Source organism: Streptomyces sp. NPDC093984, from assembly GCF_044764595.1.
GTDB lineage: Bacteria > Actinomycetota > Actinomycetes > Streptomycetales > Streptomycetaceae > Streptomyces > Streptomyces cynarae.
On the sequence record NZ_JBIWIM010000002.1, the window covers coordinates 943,050 to 962,414 of the forward strand.

14 protein-coding genes are annotated in these 19,365 nt (G+C 72.6%); 7 read left to right on the plus strand and 7 right to left on the minus strand.

Going from position 1 to position 19,365, the window contains the following annotated elements; genetic code table 11:
* Positions 1-11: 11 nt before the first annotated feature.
* The 3 genes from ACIRC0_RS12120 to ACIRC0_RS12130 form a co-directional block, all read right to left on the minus strand.
* Entirely contained in the window at positions 12-731 is a 720-nt protein-coding gene (locus ACIRC0_RS12120) for a helix-turn-helix domain-containing protein (RefSeq protein WP_403614746.1), read from the minus strand.
* Positions 732-827: 96 nt separating this feature from the next.
* Positions 828-1,520 carry a response regulator gene (locus ACIRC0_RS12125; RefSeq protein ID WP_366023467.1) on the minus strand — a complete coding sequence of 231 codons (693 nt, stop codon included), beginning with the start codon at positions 1,518-1,520 and terminating at the stop codon, positions 828-830.
* Between the two features lie 37 nt (positions 1,521-1,557).
* Positions 1,558-3,225 carry an ATP-binding protein gene (locus tag ACIRC0_RS12130; protein WP_403614619.1) on the minus strand — a complete coding sequence of 556 codons (1,668 nt, stop codon included), beginning with the start codon at positions 3,223-3,225 and terminating at the stop codon, positions 1,558-1,560.
* Between the two features lie 277 nt (positions 3,226-3,502).
* Here ACIRC0_RS12130 and ACIRC0_RS12135 point away from each other — a divergent pair, with 277 nt between their 5' ends.
* Positions 3,503-4,894, plus strand: a complete 1,392-nt coding sequence (locus ACIRC0_RS12135) for a cation:dicarboxylate symporter family transporter (protein ID WP_403614621.1) — start codon at positions 3,503-3,505, stop codon at positions 4,892-4,894.
* A gap of 294 nt (positions 4,895-5,188) precedes the next feature.
* Here the strand turns inward: ACIRC0_RS12135 and ACIRC0_RS12140 are convergent, their stop codons facing one another.
* Entirely contained in the window at positions 5,189-5,806 is a 618-nt protein-coding gene (locus ACIRC0_RS12140) for a TetR/AcrR family transcriptional regulator (RefSeq protein ID WP_403614623.1), read from the minus strand.
* A 166-nt stretch (positions 5,807-5,972) separates the two neighbouring features.
* Here ACIRC0_RS12140 and ACIRC0_RS12145 point away from each other — a divergent pair, with 166 nt between their 5' ends.
* Both ACIRC0_RS12145 and ACIRC0_RS12150 read left to right on the plus strand, forming a co-directional pair.
* Positions 5,973-7,652 carry an MFS transporter gene (locus ACIRC0_RS12145; protein ID WP_403614626.1) on the plus strand — a complete coding sequence of 560 codons (1,680 nt, stop codon included), beginning with the start codon at positions 5,973-5,975 and terminating at the stop codon, positions 7,650-7,652.
* A 106-nt stretch (positions 7,653-7,758) separates the two neighbouring features.
* Positions 7,759-8,529, plus strand: a complete 771-nt coding sequence (locus ACIRC0_RS12150; RefSeq protein WP_403614628.1) for a DUF2127 domain-containing protein — start codon at positions 7,759-7,761, stop codon at positions 8,527-8,529.
* Positions 8,530-8,583: 54 nt separating this feature from the next.
* On the opposite strand, the gene ACIRC0_RS12155 is transcribed toward ACIRC0_RS12150, so the two are convergent.
* Positions 8,584-9,735, minus strand: a complete 1,152-nt coding sequence (locus ACIRC0_RS12155) for a serine hydrolase domain-containing protein (protein WP_403614630.1) — start codon at positions 9,733-9,735, stop codon at positions 8,584-8,586.
* Between the two features lie 180 nt (positions 9,736-9,915).
* Between ACIRC0_RS12155 and ACIRC0_RS12160 the strand changes: the two genes are divergently transcribed.
* The 4 genes from ACIRC0_RS12160 to ACIRC0_RS12175 all read left to right on the plus strand — a co-directional run bounded on the left by ACIRC0_RS12160 (position 9,916) and on the right by ACIRC0_RS12175 (position 14,616).
* A complete protein-coding gene (locus ACIRC0_RS12160; RefSeq protein WP_403614632.1) occupies positions 9,916-10,344 on the plus strand; it encodes a MerR family transcriptional regulator in 429 nt (142 codons plus the stop codon).
* Complete coding sequence (locus ACIRC0_RS12165) at positions 10,341-10,673, plus strand: thioredoxin domain-containing protein (protein WP_366023459.1); 333 nt, start codon at positions 10,341-10,343, stop codon at positions 10,671-10,673. The genes ACIRC0_RS12160 and ACIRC0_RS12165 overlap by 4 nt, the downstream gene beginning before the upstream one ends.
* A gap of 163 nt (positions 10,674-10,836) precedes the next feature.
* On the plus strand, positions 10,837-13,152 hold the full coding sequence (locus tag ACIRC0_RS12170; RefSeq protein WP_403614635.1) for a HelD family protein: 2,316 nt from the start codon (positions 10,837-10,839) through the stop codon (positions 13,150-13,152).
* A 54-nt stretch (positions 13,153-13,206) separates the two neighbouring features.
* Positions 13,207-14,616 carry a cytochrome gene (locus ACIRC0_RS12175; RefSeq protein WP_403614637.1) on the plus strand — a complete coding sequence of 470 codons (1,410 nt, stop codon included), beginning with the start codon at positions 13,207-13,209 and terminating at the stop codon, positions 14,614-14,616.
* Between the two features lie 370 nt (positions 14,617-14,986).
* Here ACIRC0_RS12175 and glgB read toward each other — a convergent pair whose 3' ends face one another.
* Together glgB and ACIRC0_RS12185 are read right to left on the minus strand one after the other, a co-directional pair.
* A complete protein-coding gene (gene glgB, locus ACIRC0_RS12180) occupies positions 14,987-17,737 on the minus strand; it encodes a 1,4-alpha-glucan branching enzyme (protein WP_403614640.1) in 2,751 nt (916 codons plus the stop codon).
* 32 nt (positions 17,738-17,769) lie between these two features.
* Positions 17,770-19,170 carry a maltokinase gene (locus ACIRC0_RS12185; protein ID WP_403614643.1) on the minus strand — a complete coding sequence of 467 codons (1,401 nt, stop codon included), beginning with the start codon at positions 19,168-19,170 and terminating at the stop codon, positions 17,770-17,772.
* Positions 19,171-19,365 lie beyond the last annotated feature (195 nt).

A 19,365-nucleotide genomic window follows, 5' to 3' on the forward strand; every position in this document is an offset into this window, starting at 1 on the left:
CGCCTCCGCCGCTAGGAGTTCCTCTCGACCGTCTCCCAGAAGATCTCCACCACGCGGTCGAGGTAGTCGCGGCCGGCCTCACCGGCGTCGGCCCCGGCGGATCCCGCGCCCCAGTTCGGCGTGGCGGTCGTCCGCCCCTGGTAGTCGGCGTGCATCTCCTCGAGGACGTCCTCGAGGAGCGGCCGCTCCAGGGGCAGCAGTTTGCCGACCTGGCGGACGTGGGCCTGCCAGCGGGTGGTGACCGCGCCGCGCAGCAGCTGGGCGAGCCGGGCGTCGCGCCCCGTCACGGTGACGAAGTCGGGCAGGGACAGCTGGAGCACCTCGGCGAGGGCGGCGGACTGCCGGTCGTTGCCCCGCCACGCGTCCGCCTCCTCCATCCGCACGTAGGCGAGGAGTTCGAGGCCCACGGCGTGCGCCACGTCCTCCTGCGCGAGCCCGCGCGCGAGACGGTGCTCGCGCAGGGTGCGGGGCGCGCCGACGAGTTCGCCGGGGGCACACCACAACACGCCGGCGAGTGCGGTCAGTTCGTGCGGCCTCGGAGTGGCGGCCCCGTCCTCCCAGTCGACCACGAGGTCGGGCGTGACATGGGGGAGCCCGTACGAGGAGCGCATGGTGTGGGCGACGTGCTCGGGTTCCATGCCGAGGGCCACTCGGAGGCGGTGGGCGGCGGAGGCGTCGAAGGGCGGGGTGGGTGGGGGCGGTTGCTGGGCCTGCGGTGGGTGCACGGGCACAAGGTAGAGCGGCGGGGCTCCTGTGACTACGGACTGTTCAGCCATACTCACGCATCGTAGGAACCTACGGATCCTTCGCCTGCCCGGCCCGAGAAGCTACCGCCCCCGCTCCGCCGCCGTGACCCACCGGTAGACCAACTCCGGCCGCCCCACCTGCCCGTACAACGGACTCCGCCCCGCCCGCCCCGCGTCCACCAGGTGCTCCAGATACCGCCGGGCCGTGATCCGCGAGATCCCCACGGCTTCGGCGACCCCCGCCGCCGTGAGCCCCTCCTCCGCGTCCCGCAGCACCCCCGTCACCCGCTCCAGTGTCGGCGCGCTGAGCCCCTTGGGCAGCGCCGCCGGGCCCGGCGCCCGCAGGGTGGCCAGGGCGCGGTCCACCTCGTCCTGGCCGCTCGCCTCGCCCACCGCCTCGCGGAACTCCGCGTACCGCACCAGCCGGTCCCGCAGCGTCGCGAACGTGAACGGCTTCAGCACGTACTGGACGACCCCCAGGGAGACGCCCTCCCGCACCACCGCCAGGTCCCGCGCCGAGGTCACCGCGATGACGTCCGCGTGGTACCCGGCCGCCCGCAGAGAGCGCGCCAGTTGAAGGCCGTGCACGTCGGGCAGGTGCAGGTCCAGCAGGAGGAGGTCCACCTGCGTGCGCTCCAGGGCGCGGCGCGCCTCCGCGCCCGTGGCGGCCTTGCCGACCGCCGTGAAGCCCGGGACCCGGCCCACGTACATCACGTGCGCGTCGGCGGCGACCGGGTCGTCCTCCACGACCAGGACGCGGATGGGCTCGGTCATGCGTCACCTCCGGGCGCGGGCGCGGTGCGGGTGCGTCTCATGCGTCACCTCCGGGCAGGGCGGCCTCGGCGCCCGGTGACGTCCGCGGAGCCGCGATGGCCGCCCCCACGGTAGGCAACGGCACCCGGGCCTCGAACTCCGCCCCGCCTCCGGGCGCCTCCGACACCGTGAGGGTGCCGTCGTGGCGGCGTACCGTCTGGCGGACCAGGGCGAGGCCCAGGCCGCGGCCGCCCGAGGCGGTGGCGGGCTTCGTCGACCAGCCGCGTTCGAACACCGCCTCCGCGTGCGCGGGGTCCACCCCGTCCCCGGTGTCCGACACCCGCAGGACCAGGTCCGGGCCCTCCGTGTACGCGGTCACCGTCACCCGGGCGCCCACCGAGCCCTGGGCCGCGTCCACCGCGTTGTCGATCAGGTTGCCGAGGATGGTCACCAGGTCCCGGGAGGGGAGGGAGGGCGGCAGCAGACCGTCGTCGATGCTGCTGTCGTCCGACACCACCAGCTCCACGCCCCGCTCGTTCGCCTGCGCCGCCTTGCCGAGCAGCAGCGCCGCCAGCACCGGCTCGTTGACCGCGGCGACCACCTGGTCCGTGAGGGCCTGTGCCAGTTCCAGCTCGGCCGTGGCGAAGTCGACCGCCTCCTCGGCGCGGCCCAGCTCGATCAGAGAGACCACCGTGTGCAGCCGGTTCGCCGCCTCGTGCGCCTGGGAGCGCAGCGCCTGGGTGAAGCCGCGCTCCGAGTTCAGCTCGCCCGTCAGCGCCTGCAGCTCGGTCACGTCGCGCAGGGTGACGACGGTGCCCCGGCGTTCGCCGCCGGAGACCGGGGAGGTGTTCACCACCAGGACCCGGGTCGCCGTCAGATGCACCTCGTCGACCCGGGGCTCGGAGGACAGCAGCGCACCCGTCAGCGGGGCCGGCAGTGCGAGGTCCGCCACCGAGCGGCCCACCACCTCGCCGCTCACCCCGAGCAACTCCCGGCCGCCGTCGTTGATCAGCGCCACCCGGAACTGGCCGTCCAGCATGAGCAGGCCCTCGCGCACGGCGTGCAGGGCGGCCTGGTGGTAGTCGTGCATACGGCTCAGCTCAGTGGCGTTCATGCCGTGGGTGGAGCGGCGCAGCCGGGCGTTGATCACGTAGGTGCCGATGCCGCCCAGGACCAGTGCGCCGACCGCGACGCCGGCCATGGCGGTCACCTGGTCCTGGACCCGGGCCGTGACCGTCTCGACCTTGATGCCCGCGCTCACCAGGCCGACGATGCGGCCGCCGTCCCAGATGGGGGTGACCGCGCGCTCGGACGGGCCGAGCGTGCCGGTGTACCTCTCGGTGAAGGTCTCGCCCTTCAGCGCGCGCTCGATGTGGCCGCGGAAGTGCTCGCCGATGCGCTCGGGGTTGGGGTGGGTCCAGCGGATGCCCTGCGGGTTCATGATCGTGACGAAGTCCACGCCCGTGTGCCGCTGCACCTGGAGCGCGTAGGGCTGGAGCGACTTCGTCGGGTGGGCGGTGCGGATCGCCGCCCGGACCGACGGGGAGTCCGCGACCGAGCGGGCCACCGCCGTCGCCTGCCGGTCGGCCGCCTGGCGGGCCTGGCTGTGGTCGCTGAGGTAGGTGAAGAGCGCGTACCCGGCGACGAGCACCGCGATCAGCACGGCCTGCATGGCGAAGAGCTGACCTGCGAGGCTGCGGGGTCTCGGTATGTGGGGCACGCGCATGGGTTCAGTCTGCCTCGCCGTTCCCGCTCTCCGTATAAGTGAGAACTAAATGAACGGAAGGGTGACCGCCCTCACACGGCCGGGAGATAGTCACCGCATCCCCCGGGGGGCGTGCGCCGCCTTCCGGACCCCGGGAGTACACCTCCCGGATCACGGGAGTACGCCTCCCGGAAGCCTGGGAGCACGCCTCCCGGACCCCGGGAGTTACGCCTCCCGCCATCCCCCGGACGTGAGCCGCACGCCGGATCAACCGACGACGTCGTCGAGGAGGGCAGCCGTGGCCAGCACAGCCCGAACGGCACCTGCCGCGCCCGCAGCCAAGCGGGACCGCACCCACTACCTGTACATCGCCGTGATCGTCGCGGTGGCGCTCGGCATCGCCGTGGGCCTGGCCGCCCCCGATGCCGCGGTCCAGCTCAAGCCCCTCGGCACGGGCTTCGTGAACCTGATCAAGATGATGATCTCGCCGATCATCTTCTGCACGATCGTGCTGGGCATCGGTTCGGTACGGAAGGCCGCCAAGGTCGGGGCCGTCGGCGGCATAGCCCTCGGCTACTTCCTGGTGATGTCCCTGGTGGCGCTCACCATCGGCCTGGTGGTGGGGAACGTCCTGCACCCGGGTGAGGGCCTGCACCTGACGAACGCGATCAAGCAGGCGGGCCACGCGCAGGTGTCGTCCGACGCGCTGCCGCCGGTCGACTTCGCGCTCTCGATCATCCCGACGACGTTCGTCTCCGCCTTCACCGAGGGCCAGGTCCTGCAGACCCTGCTCATCGCGCTCCTCGCCGGGTTCGCGCTGCAGGCGATGGGCCCCGTCGGCACGCCGGTGCTGCGCGGCATCGAGCACATCCAGCGGCTCGTCTTCCGCATCCTCGCCATGGTGATGTGGGCCGCGCCGATCGGCGCCTTCGGTGCCATCGCGGCCGTCGTCGGCTCCGCCGGTCTGGACGCGCTCAAGAGCCTCGCCGTGCTGATGCTCGGCTTCTACGTGACCTGTGTCCTGTTCGTCTTCGTCGTGCTCGGCACGGTGCTGCGGATCGTCTCGGGCCTGAACATCTTCTCGCTGCTGAAGTACCTGGGCCGCGAGTTCCTGCTGATCCTGTCCACGTCCTCCTCCGAGTCCGCCCTTCCGCGGCTCATCGCCAAGATGGAGCACCTGGGTGTCAGCAAGCCGGTGGTCGGCATCACCGTCCCGACCGGCTACTCCTTCAACCTCGACGGCACCATGATCTACATGACCATGGCGTCGCTCTACATCGCCGACGCGCTGGGCACGCCGATGTCCGTCGGCGAGCAGATCCCGCTGCTGCTCTTCCTCCTCGTGGCCTCCAAGGGCGCGGCGGGCGTCAGCGGCGCCGGCCTCGCCACGCTGGCCGGCGGTCTGCAGTCCCACAAGCCCGCGCTGGTCGACGGCGTCGGCCTGATCGTCGGCATCGACCGCTTCATGAGCGAGGCCCGCGCCCTGACGAACTTCGCGGGCAACGCCGTGGCCACCGTCCTGATCGGCACCTGGACGAAGGAGATCGACAAGGAGCGGGTCCGGCAGGTGCTCGCCGGACAGCTGCCCTTCGACGAGACCACGCTGCTGGACGAGGGCCGCTCGGCGGTCCCCGCCGACGAGGCCGAGGTGGCCGGGCAGGACGGCGACAAGGAGCTGGCCAAGGCGTAGGCGCTCCGCTGTAACGGCGGTCCGGAGCCCGGACCGTCTGTGGCCGGTCCCCAAGTTCGCGGCTTCGCTCGAACAGGGGGACCCCCACCGCGGCGCAGCCACATGAAGTGCGCCCCGCACCCATGACGGTCGGGCCCCGCGCCCTTTGCGGTCGGGCCCCGCGCCCCTGAGGTCGGGCCTCGCGCCCCTTATGGGCGCGTGAGCCCAGCCCTCCCGAAAGAACGCCGAGCGGTCGAGCCTCCCCCCGTGGGCCCGGCCGCTCGGTTCTTTCGTATGTCCGGACCCTTTCGGAGTTCAGCCCCTCAGCGCCGCCACCAGCTCGCCGGCCCGCTCGGCGGGCACCCCCGCCGCGGTCAGCAGCGTGACCGCGGCCGAGCCGCCCGCCTCCCGCGCTGCCAGCAGGCCGTCGTTCACCGCCTCCATCAGCGCGAACAGCATCTGCTCGTGGACGTACGCCAGCGCCTGCGGCGGCAGCGGCGATGTGAAGACGCCCTGCTCCAGACCGCGCGCCAGGATCTCCGCACACGCCTTGCGAACCGGTGCCAGCCGGTCGCGGATGCCCTGCACGGTGACGCTGCGCTGGGCCAGCGCCACCAGGATCCGGTAGCGGTCGGCGACCTCCCACACCGCGAGCGCAGAGCGGGCCAGCGCCTCGGCCGGGTCCGTGACGCCCTCGCGGCCCGCCGCGTGCGCCGCCGCCACCGCCTCCACCGCGCCGTCGACGAGGGTGCTGATCAGCACCTCGCGGCTCGGGAAGTGCCCGTACACCGTGCGCCGTACGACGCCCGCGGCCCGGGCGATCTGGTCCATGGACGCATCCGGGTCGCGCAGCAGCTCGGCCAGCGCGACGTCCAGGATGCGGCGGCGGTTTACATCGGCCCGGCTGGCGTTACCCGTGGTCATGGCTGCCATTGTGCACGGCCCCGCGTGGTGTCCGTACGCCTCCACAGGGCCTCCACCTCCTCTATTTGCACACAACTGTGCAATGCCGTACCTTGCACAGTGTTGTGCAGTTGCACGGTGATGTGCAAGTCGCTGTGCATGTCATGGGCGATGGAGGAGAGGAAGGCCCGCACTCATGCGTCTCGTCATGAACGAACCGGTCGAGAGGACGGACCGGCCCTACCCCCGGCGATGGTGGGCGCTGCTCGTGCTCTGCCTGAGCCTGCTGATCATCGTGATGGCGAACACCGCCCTCACCGTCGCCGCCCCCGACATGACCCGTGACCTCGGCCTGTCCAGCGCCGACCTGCAGTGGGTCATCGACGGCTACACCGTCCCGTACGCGGCGCTGATGCTGCTGCTCGGCGCGATCGGCGACAAGTACAGCCGACGCGGGGCGCTGGTCCTCGGGCTCGTCGTCTTCGGCGGAGGCGCCGTCTTCGGCTACCTAGCCGACAGTGCCGCCACCGTGATCGCGGCGCGCGCCGTGATGGGAGTCGGCGCCGCGCTGATCATGCCGGCCACGCTCTCCCTGCTCGCCGCGACCTTCCCGCGTGCCGAACGCGCCAAGGCGATCACCCTGTGGACCGCGACCGCGGGGCTCGCCATCGCGGCCGGACCGGTCGTCGCCGGAGCGCTGCTCAAGGACCACGGCTGGTCCTCGACCTTCCTGATCAACGTGCCGATCGCCGCCGTCGCCCTGGTCGCCGCCCTCGTCCTGGTCCCGCCGTCCAAGGCCGCCCACCACGACCGGATCGACGTCGTCGGCGGACTGCTGTCGGTGGTCTGGATCGGCTCGCTCGTCTACATGATCATCGAGGGACCGCACTTCGGCTGGGGCACCAAGGCCGTCGCGGCCGCCGTGGTCGCGGGCGTCGGCCTCGTGCTGTTCGTCGCCTGGGAGCTGCGCCACCCGCGCCCGGTCCTGGACGTGCGCCGCTTCGCCCACCGCCGCTTCGCCGGCTCCAACCTCGCCGTCGCGCTGTTCTTCCTGGCGGTCTTCGGCGCCTTCTACTACCTCACCCAGCACCTGCAGTTCGTCCTCGGCTACGACGCCCTGCAGACCGGGGTGCGCATGCTGCCGCTCGCCGGAGCCGTGTTCGTGGGCTCGGCGCTGACCGGGTTCCTCACCCCGCGCGTCGGGATGAGGATCACCGTCACCGCGGGCATGGTCGGCGGCACGGTGGCGCTCGCGCTGCTCACCCGCGTCGACGCCGGATCCACCTACGGCGACTTCGTGCTGCCCCTGGTGATCCTGGGGCTCGCGATCGGCCTCGCGCTCTCGCCCTGCACCGACGCGATCATGGGGGCGTTCCCGGAGTCCGAGCTGGGCGTCGGCGGCGCCGTCAACGACACGTCTCTCGAACTCGGCGGCTCGCTCGGCATCGCCCTCCTCGGTTCGGTGCTCGCCGACTCCTACTCCTCGCACCTGGCCGACGCCACCGCGGGCAGCCGGCTCCCGGCGAACACGCTGGCCACCGCGCAGGACTCCGTCGGCGCCGGATACGCGGTGGCCCAGGGCATCGGCGACAAGGCCCGGCAGCTCGCCGAGCAGGCCGCACACGCGGGCAGCGCCCAGCAGGCCGCACAGCTCAAGGCGCAGGCCGGCGGGCTCGCGGACGGCGCCCGGCAGATGGCCGACGCGGTCGGCTCGTCCTTCGCGGACGCCGTCGCCCACACCAGCCTGGTCGGCGCGGTGATCCTCGGGGTCGGCACCGTCCTGGTTGCCGCGCTGCTGCCGCGCAAGAGCCGCCCCGCGCAGCCCGCTGAGGAACAGGCCGCGGAGCGGGAACTCGTCACCGCCGAGCGCCACTGACCTCGACGGGAACCCCGCGCGCTGGCCCTACGTCTCGTAGGACATGCACTACCGTGCCGTGCCGGAACGACCGGCACGGCACCTTCATGCGGGAGGCACGGGGGCAATGAAGATCGACTGGGACCGGCGCACCTGCGCGCGCCGCGGGCATGTGACCTACGCGCCGGACGACCCCCGGCTGCGGATCCGGCTGCACGCCCAGACCGCACTCGGGGACGTGTGGCGCTGCCTGCGCTGCGGGGACTTCGTGCTCGGCGAGCCGCACGGCTCGGGGCCGGCCGGCGACGCCCCGCTCGTGCCGCGCGGCAAGGTGCTGCGCGACCTGTTCATCCTGCGCTTCCTGGCGATCGAGCGGGCCGTTCGCGGGGTGTTCATCGTGCTGGTCGCGGTGGCGGTGTGGAGGTTCAGCAACAGCCAGGACGCGGTGCGGCGGCTGTTCAACGAGTACCTGGAGGTCTTCCGGCCGGTCTTCCGGCACTTCCACTACGACCTCGACCACTCGCCCGTGGTCGGCACCATCCAGAAGTCCTTCGGCTACCGGCACTCCACGCTGGTCCTGGTGGCCGGGCTGCTGCTCGCGTACGCGCTGATCGAGCTGGTCGAGGCGGTCGGTCTCTGGTACGCCAAGCGCTGGGCGGAGTACCTGACGGTCGTCGCCACCGCGGCCTTCCTGCCACTGGAGGTGTACGAACTCACCGAGCACATCAGCGGCCTGAAGATCGCGACGCTGGTCCTCAACATCCTCGCGGTCCTCTACATCGCGTTCGCCAAGCGCCTGTTCGGGTTGCGCGGCGGCCGCAAGGCTTTCGAGGAGGAGCGGCGGAGCGCCTCCCTGCTGGAGGTGGAGGAGTCGGCGGGGGTCCTGCTCACGCCCTGAACCGTCCCGGTCGGTCCAGCGGCCCCGCCGCCGACCCGTCCCTGCGCGGGCCCCTCACGACGTCCCGGCCGCGTACCGCCAGAAGTCGCGCATCAGGGCGGGCGGGGTCGGGCTCTCCATCGCGCGCTGGGTGAGCAGGATCGCGACCGTCCCGGTGGCCGGGACGACGTGGGCGCTGGTGCCGGTGCCGCCGACCCAGCCGTAGCGGCCGGGGACGGTCCAGGGATCGGAGGCCGCGAGGTCCACCGAGCCGCCGTAGCCCCAGCCCTGTCCCTCGAGGAAGAGGGCGGCGCTCGCGCGCTGCGCCGGGGTGAGATGGTCGGTGGTCATCCGGCGCACCGACTCCGTGGCCAGGACACGGCGGCCGTCGGGCGTGGTCCCGCCGGCCAGCAGCATGCGGGCGAAGGCCAGCCAGTCGGCGGCCGTACCGGCGAGGCCGCCCCCGCCGGACGGGAACGCGGGCAGGCCGCTCCACGCGCCGTCCGGGGTGTCGATGACCTCCAGGCCGCCCGTGCCGTCGGGGCGGTAGGCGGTGGTGAGGCGGTCGCGCTTGGTGGCCGGCACCTCGAAGGCGGTGTCGGACATGCCCAGCGGCTCGAGGATCCGCTCGGCCAGCACCTCGGGCAGCGGACGGCCGGTCGCCCGGGCGATCAGCACGCCCTGGAGGTCGGAGCAGGTGTGATAGAGCCAGGCCTCGCCCGGCTGGTACAGCAGCGGGAGGCGGGCCAGCTCGGCGACCCAGGTGTCCGGGTCGGGGAGGGCGCGCGGATCCACGCCGGGCCTCTGCACCTCGAACAGGGCCTTGACCTGGGGCAGGGAGAAGTCCGACGGAAAGCCGTACCCCGCGCGGAAGGTCAGCAGGTCCTGGACGGTGATCTGCCGGGATGCGGGCACCACGTCCTCGAGCGGACCGGAGGGGGTGCGCACCACGGTGGGGTGCGCCAGCTCCGGGATCCACACGGCGACCGGGGCGTCGAGGGCGAGGGTGCCGTCCTCCACGAGGGTCATCACGGCGGCGGCCACGAGGGGCTTGGTGATCGAGGCGAGGCGGAAGATCGCGTCGGGCGGCATCGGCTGCGCGCCGGTGGCGTCGAGGGAGCCGACCGCCGCGGCCTCCGCACGGCCGTGCCGCTCCACCAGGGCCACGGCGCCCGGCGCCCAGCCCTTGTCGATGTACGTCTTCAGGAGGTGGTGCAGGGTGGTCATGGGTCCGTCCGTCCGCCGTCGCCGGGTCCTGTCACAGATGAGACCGCCGGGGCGGGCCGGAGTCATCGGTGCGCGCCGGGGGAGTGGCGGGATTTTTCCCGGGGCCCGCGCGAGCGTCGACGGCGTCGCCCTGCCTGCGGCCTTGCCCTGACGTCGGCGTCAAGGATTACCGTCACGGACATGCGAATCGGCGAGCTGGCGGCGCGGGCCGGGACCACCACGCGGACCCTGCGGTACTACGAGTCGCGGGGGCTGCTGCCCGCGCGGCGCGGCGACAACGGATACCGCACCTACGACGAGCGCGATCTGCGGCTGCTCCAGCAGATCCGCACCCTGCAGGACTTCGGCTTCGACCTGGAGGAGACACGGCCCTTCGTGGAGTGTCTGCGGGCCGGGCACCCGGAGGGCGACTCCTGCCCGGCTTCGCTCGCGGTCTACCGGCGCAAGCTGGACGAACTGGACGCGCTGATAGGGGAGCTGCGCTCGGTGCGGGAGAAGGTCGCCGGACAGCTCGCGCGCGCCGAGCAGGCCCGCGACGGACTGGCCGCCGAGGCGCAGGTTCCGGGAGGTCCGGAACCGCTGTGCGAGCTGGGAGGGCAGGAGCGGTGATCAAGGCGAACGGTGTGGCCGAGGTGACGGACGCGGACTTCGGGGCGGAGGTGCTCGCATCGGATCTGCCGGTGCTGGTGGAGTTCACCGCCGACTGGTGTCCGCCGTGCCGGCAGATGGGGCCGGTGCTCAGCTCCCTGGCTTTCGAGGAGGGTGACCGGCTCAAGGTGGTCCAACTGGATGTGGACACCAACCCGGAGACGACGAATGCCTACAAGGTGCTGTCGATGCCGACCTTCATGGTCTTCCGGAACGGTGAGCCCGTGAAGGCGATGGTGGGGGCGCGGCCCAAGCGGCGGCTGCTGGAGGAGCTGTCCGACGTGCTGTGACGGTGCACCCGCACGTGCTGTGATGTGCACCCGCATAGCCGAAATCCCCCGAGCGCAATTGCGCTCGGGGGATTTCTGTGCGTATATTCAGTGATTCGCGACTTCAATTGAACAGAGTCGCGGAGAAGTTCAGTGAGCACAGTATATCCGGGCGGGAGCTGAATTGTCAAACACCGAATTTCCGGACGATGAATTGCGGCACGAGCAGGAATTCATCGACGGGTTGTACGCGCGCGTGGACGCGCTGCGCGGCGACACCGAGGTCTCCGTCGAGGACGCGCTCGCCCAGGGCGACAAGCCCATGCAGGCCCGCCTGGAACGGGACATCCTCGTCGCCGAACGCTCGGGTCTGCTGGCCGCGCTGAACGCCGTGGACGACTCGCTGTGCTTCGGCCGCATCGACCTCACCTCCGGGACGAGCCACCACATCGGCCGTATCGGACTGCGCGCCGACGACGCCGAGCGCACGCCGATCCTGATCGACTGGCGGGCCGAGGTCGCCCGCCCCTTCTACCTGGCGACCGGCCACACCCCGATGGGCCTGCGCCGACGCCGGCACATCTCCACCGAGGGCCGCCGGGTCACGGCCCTGCACGACGAGCACCTCGACGTCGCCGACCGCGAACGCACCGGCCACGAGGACCCCGCCGGGGACGACGTGCTGCTCGCCGCGCTCAACGCGGCCCGCACCGGCCGGATGAGCGACATCGTCCGGACCATCCAGGCCGACCAGGACCGCATCATCCGCGCACCCCACCGGGGCGTGCTGGTGGTGGAGGGCGGCCCGGGCACCGGCAAGACGGCCGTCGCGCTGCACCGCGCGGCCTACCTCCTCTACGAGCACCGGGAGCTGCTCGCCCGCCGCGCCGTCCTCATCGTCGGCCCGAACCCGGCGTTCCTCGGCTACATCGGCGAGGTGCTGCCCTCCCTCGGCGAGACCGGAGTGCTGCTAGCCACGGTCGGCGAGCTCTTCCCCGGCGTGAGGGCCACCGCCGCCGACACGCCTCGGGCCGCCGCCGTGAAGGGCCGCGCCGAGATGGCCGACGTGCTCGCACGGGTCGTCGCCGACCGGCAGGCGCTGCCCGACCCGGTCATCGCCATCGAGCACGACCGGGACGTCCTGCTGCTCGACGACGGGCTCGTGAACGTGGCCCGCGAACGCACCCGCGCCGCGAAGCTGCCGCACAACGTGGCGCGCGAGCACTTCGAGGGCCACATCCTCAACACGCTGACGGACATGGTCGCCGAACGGATCGGCACCGACCCGTACGACGGCTCGAACCTCCTCGACGCGAGCGACATCACCCAGATCCGCGACGAACTGGCCGAGAACCCGGAAGTCTGGTCCGCGATCGACCAGTTGTGGCCGCGCCTGACCCCGCAGCGGCTGGTCGCCGACTTCCTCGCCGACCCGGAGGGCTATGTGTCCGACGAGGACGCGGCCTCCATCCGCCGCCCGGTCACCCGCGCCTGGACGACGGCCGACGTCCCGCTGCTCGACGAGGCGGCCGAACTCCTCGGCGAGGACGACCGGTCGGCCCGCGCCCGCGCCGAACGCGAGCGCGAGGCGCAGGTGTCGTACGCGCAGGGCGTGCTGGACGTGTCGTACGCCTCCCGGACGTACGAGTTCGAGGACAAGGAGGACAGTGACCCGGAAGCGTCGGAAGTCCTGTCCGCGCACGACATCATCGACGCCGAACGGTTCGCCGAGCGGCAGGAGGAGGCCGACCACCGCAGCGCCGCCGAGCGCGCCGCGGCCGACCGCACCTGGGCGTTCGGGCACATCATCGTCGACGAGGCGCAGGAGCTGTCGCCGATGGCCTGGCGGCTGCTGATGCGGCGCTGCCCGACCCGCTCGATGACGCTGGTCGGGGACCCGGCGCAGACGTCCGAGGCCGGCGGGGTCGGCTCCTGGTCGAAGATCCTCGCGCCCTACGTCGAGGACCGCTGGGAGCACACCCGGCTCGGCGTCAACTACCGCACGCCCGCCGAGATCATGGAGGTCGCGGCGGCCGTGGTCCGGGCGGAGCACCCCGGCTTCGAACCGCCGAGCTCGGTCCGTTCCACGGGCGTACGGCCCTGGGCGCGCCGCGCGGTGGACGATCTGCCCGGCACGGTGGCGAAGGCGGTCGCCGAACTCACCCCCGCCGAGGGCCGGCTGGCGGTGATCGCCCCGCGCGAGCTGCACCGGGCGCTGGCCGCGCGGTTCGACGGGGTGACCGCGGGCGGCGAACCGGACCTGACCCGGACCGTGGTCCTGCTCGACCCGCGCCAGGCCAAGGGCCTGGAGTTCGACTCCGTCCTGGTGGTCGAGCCGGGGCGCTACGGCACGAGCGACCTCTATGTGGCGCTGACCCGGGCGACGCAGCGGCTGGGCGTGGTGCACAGCGGGGAGCTGCCGAAGCCACTGGCGGCGGCGCTGCGGGACTCGGAGGACGCGCGACCGAACGCAACGGAAACGGAGATCACCGGGGCGTAACAGTTCACGCTGCGATCACCGGCCGTGCACGTCCGGTGCGGTAAGCGTGTCGGTATGGACGCCCAACCGTACGCGACCGCGCCGGCCGACAGCCCGTCGCTCGCCTCGCTGCCGGTACCACCGCTGCTCACCTCGCAGTTCGACGCCGATCCCGGGGGCGTGTACGAGCGGCTGCGGCGCACCTACGGCCCGGTCGCGCCGGTCGGGCTGATGGGGGTGCCCGTGTGGCTGGTGCTCGGCTACCGCGAGGTCCTTCAGGTGCTGCGGGACGAGAGCGTGTGGCGGCGGGACGTACGGTACTGGCGCGCCAGGGCGCAGGGGTGGCTCCCGGCGGACTGGCCGCTGCTCGCGGGCTACGAGGTGCGGCAGACGATGTTCATGGACGGCGACGAACACCGGGCGGCCCGCCGCACCCACCACTCGGCGTTGCGCCCCTTCCAGGACGGGCACACGCCGCAGGGCTGGGAGCTGCGGGCCGCCGTCGCCCGCTACACGGACGAACTGATCGGCGTGCTGGCCGCCGAGTCGGGGCCGACGGGGTTCGCGGACCTCGGGGCGCAGTACACACGGCCGTTGCTGCTGATGGTGACGACGCGGCTGTTCGGCTGCCCGGTGGAGCTGGGTGACGAGCTGGTCATGGACCTGTGGCGGATGCTGGACGGCGGGCCGGACGCGGGGGCGGCGACGGGCAGGGCGCTCGCGGCCATGACCCGACTGGCGGCGCACCGCCGGGCGCGGCCCGGTGACGACCTGACCTCGTACATGCTGCTGGCCGACCCCGACCTGTCGGACGAAGAGCTGGGCCGGGAGCTGTTCATGAACGCGGTCTACCTCAACGACGTCACCGGGAACATGGTGCTGAACACGCTCCTCGAGGTGCTGCGGGGCAACGCCACGGTGCGGCTCGGACTGTCGGCCGGGCAGCTGGGAGAGACCGTGAACCGGGCGGCGCTGGTCAATCCGCCGGTGGCCAACACGTGCTTCCGCTTCGCGGCGCGGGACGTGCGGCTGGGCAACTTCTGGATCCGCGCGGGCGACGCGGTGTCGCCGTCGGCGGCGGCCGCGCACCGGGACCTGCTGGCGCTCGACTCGTTCTCGTCGGCGGACTCGACGATCAGTACGCGGGCGCATCTGGGGTGGGGGGCGGGGCAGCACCAGTGCCCGAGTGCGGCGCGGGAGCTGGGCGGGATGATCGTGACGACGGCGGTGGGGCGGGTGTTCGAGCACTTCGCCCAGGCGGAACTGACGTTGCCGCCCGATCAGTTGCCGTGGCGGTCGGGGCCGGTGGTGCGGGGGTTGCGGCTGCTGCCGATCCGCTACGAGTTGCAGGGGGACGTGCCGCTGCCGGGTGCGCGTGGCTCCTTGGGGGGAGCCCCGGAACCCCTGGAGAAGCCCCGCGCCGTGGAGCGGGAGGCGAGGGGGTTGCTGGCGGGGCTGCGGAGGCTGATGTTCGGCGGCCGCTGAGCCGACCACGAGGGCGTCTCGCCCCCGCCGCCCCTACCCTTCCCGTCCCTGAGGGCTGCGCCCCCAGACCCCCGCGGTCGGCCTTGCGGCCTCGTCCTCAAACTCCCCCAAGCTCTTCGAGCAGGGGGGACCCCCAGACGGGCTGAATGATGCCGACCCGGCGCTGACACTTCAGCCCCGGAAATTCAGCCCCTCCGGCGTTTGAGGAGCGGGGGTCTGGGGGCTGGCCCCCGGACGGGGTCTGGGGCGGAGCCCCAGCGGGGGTCTGGGGGAGTCAGTCCCCGCCGGGGTCCAGGGGCGGAGCCCCGGTGGGGTTGAAGGGGCGGAGCCCCTGGGGGTGGGACGGGTAGGGGCGGCGGGGGCGAGAAACCTAGGCCGGGCGGAGCCAGAGCGTTGCCAGCGGCGGCAGCGTCAGGCGCAGGCTGGCCGCACGGCCGTGCCACGGCGTGGGTTCCGGCTTCACCGGGCCCGGGTTGCGGACGTCACCGCCTCCGTACGCCGCCGCGTCCGTGTTCAGCACCTCGTGCCAGGCCGGGACGTCGTCGGGCACGCCCAGGCGGTAGTCGTGGCGGACGACCGGCGAGAAGTTGGAAACCGCCAGCAGCGGGCTCCCCTCCGCGTCGTGGCGCAGGAAGGCCAACACGTTGTCGTCCGCCGCGTCGCCCACGACCCAGCTGAAACCGGACGGTTCGGTGTCCCGCTCCCACAGCGCCGGCGTCCCGCGGTACACGGCGTTGAGGTCGCGGACCAGGTCCCGCACCCCCCGGTGGTCCGCCTCCGCCCCGTACCCCGGGTCCAGCAGCCACCAGTCCGGTCCGTGCGCCTCCGACCACTCCGCGCCCTGCGCGAACTCCTGCCCCATGAAGAGGAGTTGCTTGCCCGGATGCGCCCACATGAACGCCAGATACGCACGGAGGTTCGCCCGCTGCTGCCACCAGTCGCCCGGCATCTTCGACACCAGCGACCGCTTCCCGTGCACCACCTCGTCGTGCGAGATCGGCAGCACGTAGTTCTCGCTGTAGGCGTACACCATCGAGAACGTCATCTCGTTGTGGTGGTACGCGCGGTGGATCGGGTCGTGGGCCATGTATTCCAGCGAGTCGTGCATCCACCCCATGTTCCACTTCAGGCCGAAGCCGAGGCCCCCGAAGCCGCTCGGCCCCCGGTGGTGCGTCGCCCGGGTCACCCCGTCCCAGGCGGTGGACTCCTCCGCGATGGTCACCACGCCGGGGTTACGGCGGTAGACGGTGGCGTTCATCTCCTGCAGGAACGCGACCGCGTCCAGGTTCTCCCGGCCGCCGTGCTCGTTCGGCATCCACTGGCCGGGCTCGCGGGAGTAGTCGAGGTAGAGCATGGAGGCGACGGCGTCCACGCGCAGGCCGTCGATGTGGAACTCCTCGCACCAGTACACGGCGTTGGCGACCAGGAAGTTGCGCACCTCGCGCCGCCCGTAGTCGAACTCCAGGGTCCCCCAGTCGGGGTGGGCCGCGCGCAGCGGGTCCTGGTGCTCGTACAGCGGGCGTCCGTCGAACTCGGCCAGCGCCCAGTCGTCGCGTGGGAAGTGGGCGGGTACCCAGTCCATCAGGACGCCGATGCCGGCCTGGTGGAGGGCGTCGACGAGGTGCTTGAAGTCGTCGGGGGTGCCCAGGCGGGCGGTGGGCGCGTAGAAGCCGGTTACCTGGTAGCCCCAGGACCCGCCGAAGGGATGCTCGGCGATCGGCATCAACTCGACATGGGTGAAGCCCAGCTCCTTGACGTAGGCGGGGAGTTGCTCGGCCAGTTGCCGGTACGTCAGCCCCGGCCGCCAGGACGGCAGGTGCACCTCGTACACCGAGAACGGCGCCTCGTGCACCGGCCGCTCGCCCCGCCGGGCCATCCACTCCGCGTCCCCCCACGCGTGGTGCGAGGCGCACACGACCGAGGACGTGTTCGGCGGTGCCTCCGTGCGGCGGGCCAGCGGGTCGGCGCGCAGCGTCTTGGAGCCGTCGGGGCGGGTGATCTCGAACTTGTACAGCTCGCCCTCCCCGACACCCGGCACGAACAGCTCCCACACCCCGGTCGAGCCGAGCGAGCGCATCGGGAAGCCGGTGCCGTCGAAGAAGTTGAAGCTGCCGGCCACGCGCACGCCCCGTGCGTTCGGCGCCCACACCGAGAAGCGGGTGCCGGTCACGCCCTGGTGGGTCATGGGGTGGGCGCCGAGTGCCTTCCACAGCTCCTCGTGGCGTCCCTCACCGATCAGGTGGAGGTCGAGATCGCCGAGCGTGGGCAGGAAACGGTACGCGTCCTCGGTGTCCTGGACCGTGCCCTCGTACTCGACCAGCAGCCGGTACTCGGGCGCGTCCGGCAGCGGCAGCAGCCCGGAGAAGAAGCCGTCACCGTCGTCGTGCAGCTCGGCCCGCACATCCCCGGCGACCACGGTCACGGACAGCGCGTACGGCCGGAAGGCCCGCAAGGCGACGCCGCCGGGCACCGGGTGCGCGCCGAGCACGGAGTGCGGGTCGTGGTGGGTGCCGGCCAGCAGACGCTCACGGTCCCCGGCCGCGAGAGCGGGGGACACGGCCACGGCGGCCAAGGGGTCCGCCGAGGCGACCTTCTGAGCGGTCACCTTCTTGGCGGCGACCTTCTTCGCGGCCGTCTTCTTGGCGGGTGCCTTCGCCACCGTCGTCTTGGCAGCCTTGGCAGCCGTCTTCTTGGCGGGCGCCTTCTTCGCCACCGCCTTCTCGGCGACCACCTCGGCCGCGGTCGTCTTCGCGGCGACCTTCTTCGCCACGGTCTTCTTGGCTGCCGTCGTCCTGGCCGCCGTCTTCTTCGCCGCCGTCCTCTTGGCGGGCGCCTTCTTCGCCGCGGCCGTCCCGGCCGGTGTCTCCGTCGCCGCGGTGCTCTCGCTCTCGGCGGCGGCCTCCTTCGCCTCCGCGACCGGTGTCTTCTCGACGGCCTTCTTCGCCACCGCAGTCTTCGCCGTGGCCTTCTTCGCCCCGGTCGCCGCCTTCTTCGCCACCGCCTTCTTCTTCCCGGCCGTCGGCGGCTGTGAGGCAGCCGCCGACGCCTTCTGCGCACCGGCCGTCGGCCGGCCCTCGGCGCTCTTCTTGGTGCTGTCGTCGGACGGAGGACGGGGGGTCACGGACGGGGCCTCCTCGGCAGGCGATGGTGGGGTCATGGTGTGGGGTCGGCGGACAGGCGGCGTATCGCCGCCATCGGGACCGGAAGCCAGTCGGGCCGGTGGCGGGCCTCGTACACCACTTCGTAGACGGCCTTCTCCGTCTCGTACGCGCGCAGCAGTACCGGTTCGGTGCGCGGATCGCGCCCGGCGACCTCCGCGTAACCGGAGCAGTAGGCGGCCCGGCACTCCGTGGCCCACTCCGGGTCCGCCGGGACGGCCGAGTGCGCCGCGTAGTCGAAGGAGCGCAGCATTCCGGCGATGTCCCGCGCCACCGGCTGCGGCATCCGGCGCTCGGCCAGCGGCTTCGACGGCTCTCCCTCGAAGTCGATCAGCGACCAGTCCCCGGACGGCGAGCGCAGGCACTGCCCCAGGTGCAGGTCACCGTGCACGCGCTGGGCGGTCCACACCCGCCCCTCGGCCGCGAGGTCGCCCAGCGCCTCGAACGCGGAGCGCAGCCGGGGCGCGTACGGCCGCAGCGCGGGCACCGCCTGGGCCGCCGCCTCCAGCCGCTCGGTCATGCCGTCGACCAGCAGCCCTATCTGGGCGTGGCCGAGAGTGACCGTGGGCAGGGCGCGGGCCAGCGCCGTGTGCACCTCGGCCGTCGCCCGCCCGAGCGCCCGCGCCTCGGCGGTGAAGCCCTCCCCCTTGGCCAGCTCGCGCAGCGCCAGCTCCCAGCCGTCCGTCGCGCCCCGCACATACGGCTGCAGCACGGCCAGGACGTACGGGTCCTCCAGGTCGTCCAGGTCGGCGAGCAGCCAGCCGGCCGGGGCGGGCACCCGGGGGCAGCCCTCGCGCGCGAGTGCCAGCGGGAGTTCGAGGTCGGGGTTGACGCCCGGCAGGACACGGCGCAGGAGTTTGAGGATGAACGTATCTCCGTAGACGATCGAGGAGTTCGACTGCTCGGAGGTGACCAGCCGCGGGACGAGCCCGTCCCGTATCTCCTGGCGCGTGTCCCCCTCGAAGCGCAGCGGGCCGACGTGGGCGCGGCTGCGGATCGCCTCCAGGAGCACGGCGGCGGCCCGGGGGTCGTACAGCGCCTCGTAGACGGTCCGCCCGGCCAGCGGGCCGTCCTCCAGATGCCCGATGAGCGCGGGCGCGAGGTGCGGGGGCAGCGCCTCGTGGACGCCTATCAGCAGCTGGTAGCAGTCCCCGGGGCGGGGCAGGGCGCCGGGCGCCGGGGTGTCCGGCTGGTGTGCCCGCACGAGGAGGTGGACCAGGCCCAGCGGGCCGCCGGGCGGCAGCAGGTCGGTGGCCGCCACCAGGGAGAACCCGGTGACCGGCCGTCCCTTGCCCGCGAACCAGCGCTGCCGCGGCAACCACTCCCGCAGCAGCGGATCGAGGGAGGCGAGCAGGCCGGGGTGGGTCGTGGCGGGACGGATGACGGCTTCCGGCATGGCGTGCGTCCTTTCCCCGGGGGGCGGTCGGGGGGTTACTTGCCTGCGTGCCCCGGTCGGGGCGGTGGAAACCGCCCCGACCGGACGACTAGGCGACGTCCTTGCGGATGCGGAACCAGTAGAAGCCGTGGCCTGCGAGGGTGAGCAGGTAGGGCAGTTCTCCGATGGCGGGGAAGCGGACCCCGCCGATCAGTT

Bases quoted from the DNA above. Each gene is read 5' to 3' on its own strand.
- ACIRC0_RS12125 (WP_366023467.1), bottom strand. From the start codon at position 1,520: ATGACCGAGCCCATCCGCGTCCTGGTCGTGGAGGACGACCCGGTCGCC.
- ACIRC0_RS12175 (WP_403614637.1), top strand. From the start codon at position 13,207: ATGGACGCCCAACCGTACGCGACCGCGCCGGCCGACAGCCCGTCGCTC.
- ACIRC0_RS12155 (WP_403614630.1), bottom strand. From the start codon at position 9,735: ATGACCACCCTGCACCACCTCCTGAAGACGTACATCGACAAGGGCTGG.
- ACIRC0_RS12140 (WP_403614623.1), bottom strand. From the start codon at position 5,806: ATGGCAGCCATGACCACGGGTAACGCCAGCCGGGCCGATGTAAACCGC.
- ACIRC0_RS12150 (WP_403614628.1), top strand. From the start codon at position 7,759: ATGAAGATCGACTGGGACCGGCGCACCTGCGCGCGCCGCGGGCATGTG.
- ACIRC0_RS12160 (WP_403614632.1), top strand. From the start codon at position 9,916: ATGCGAATCGGCGAGCTGGCGGCGCGGGCCGGGACCACCACGCGGACC.
- ACIRC0_RS12185 (WP_403614643.1), bottom strand. From the start codon at position 19,170: ATGCCGGAAGCCGTCATCCGTCCCGCCACGACCCACCCCGGCCTGCTC.
- ACIRC0_RS12130 (WP_403614619.1), bottom strand. From the start codon at position 3,225: ATGCGCGTGCCCCACATACCGAGACCCCGCAGCCTCGCAGGTCAGCTC.
- ACIRC0_RS12145 (WP_403614626.1), top strand. From the start codon at position 5,973: ATGCGTCTCGTCATGAACGAACCGGTCGAGAGGACGGACCGGCCCTAC.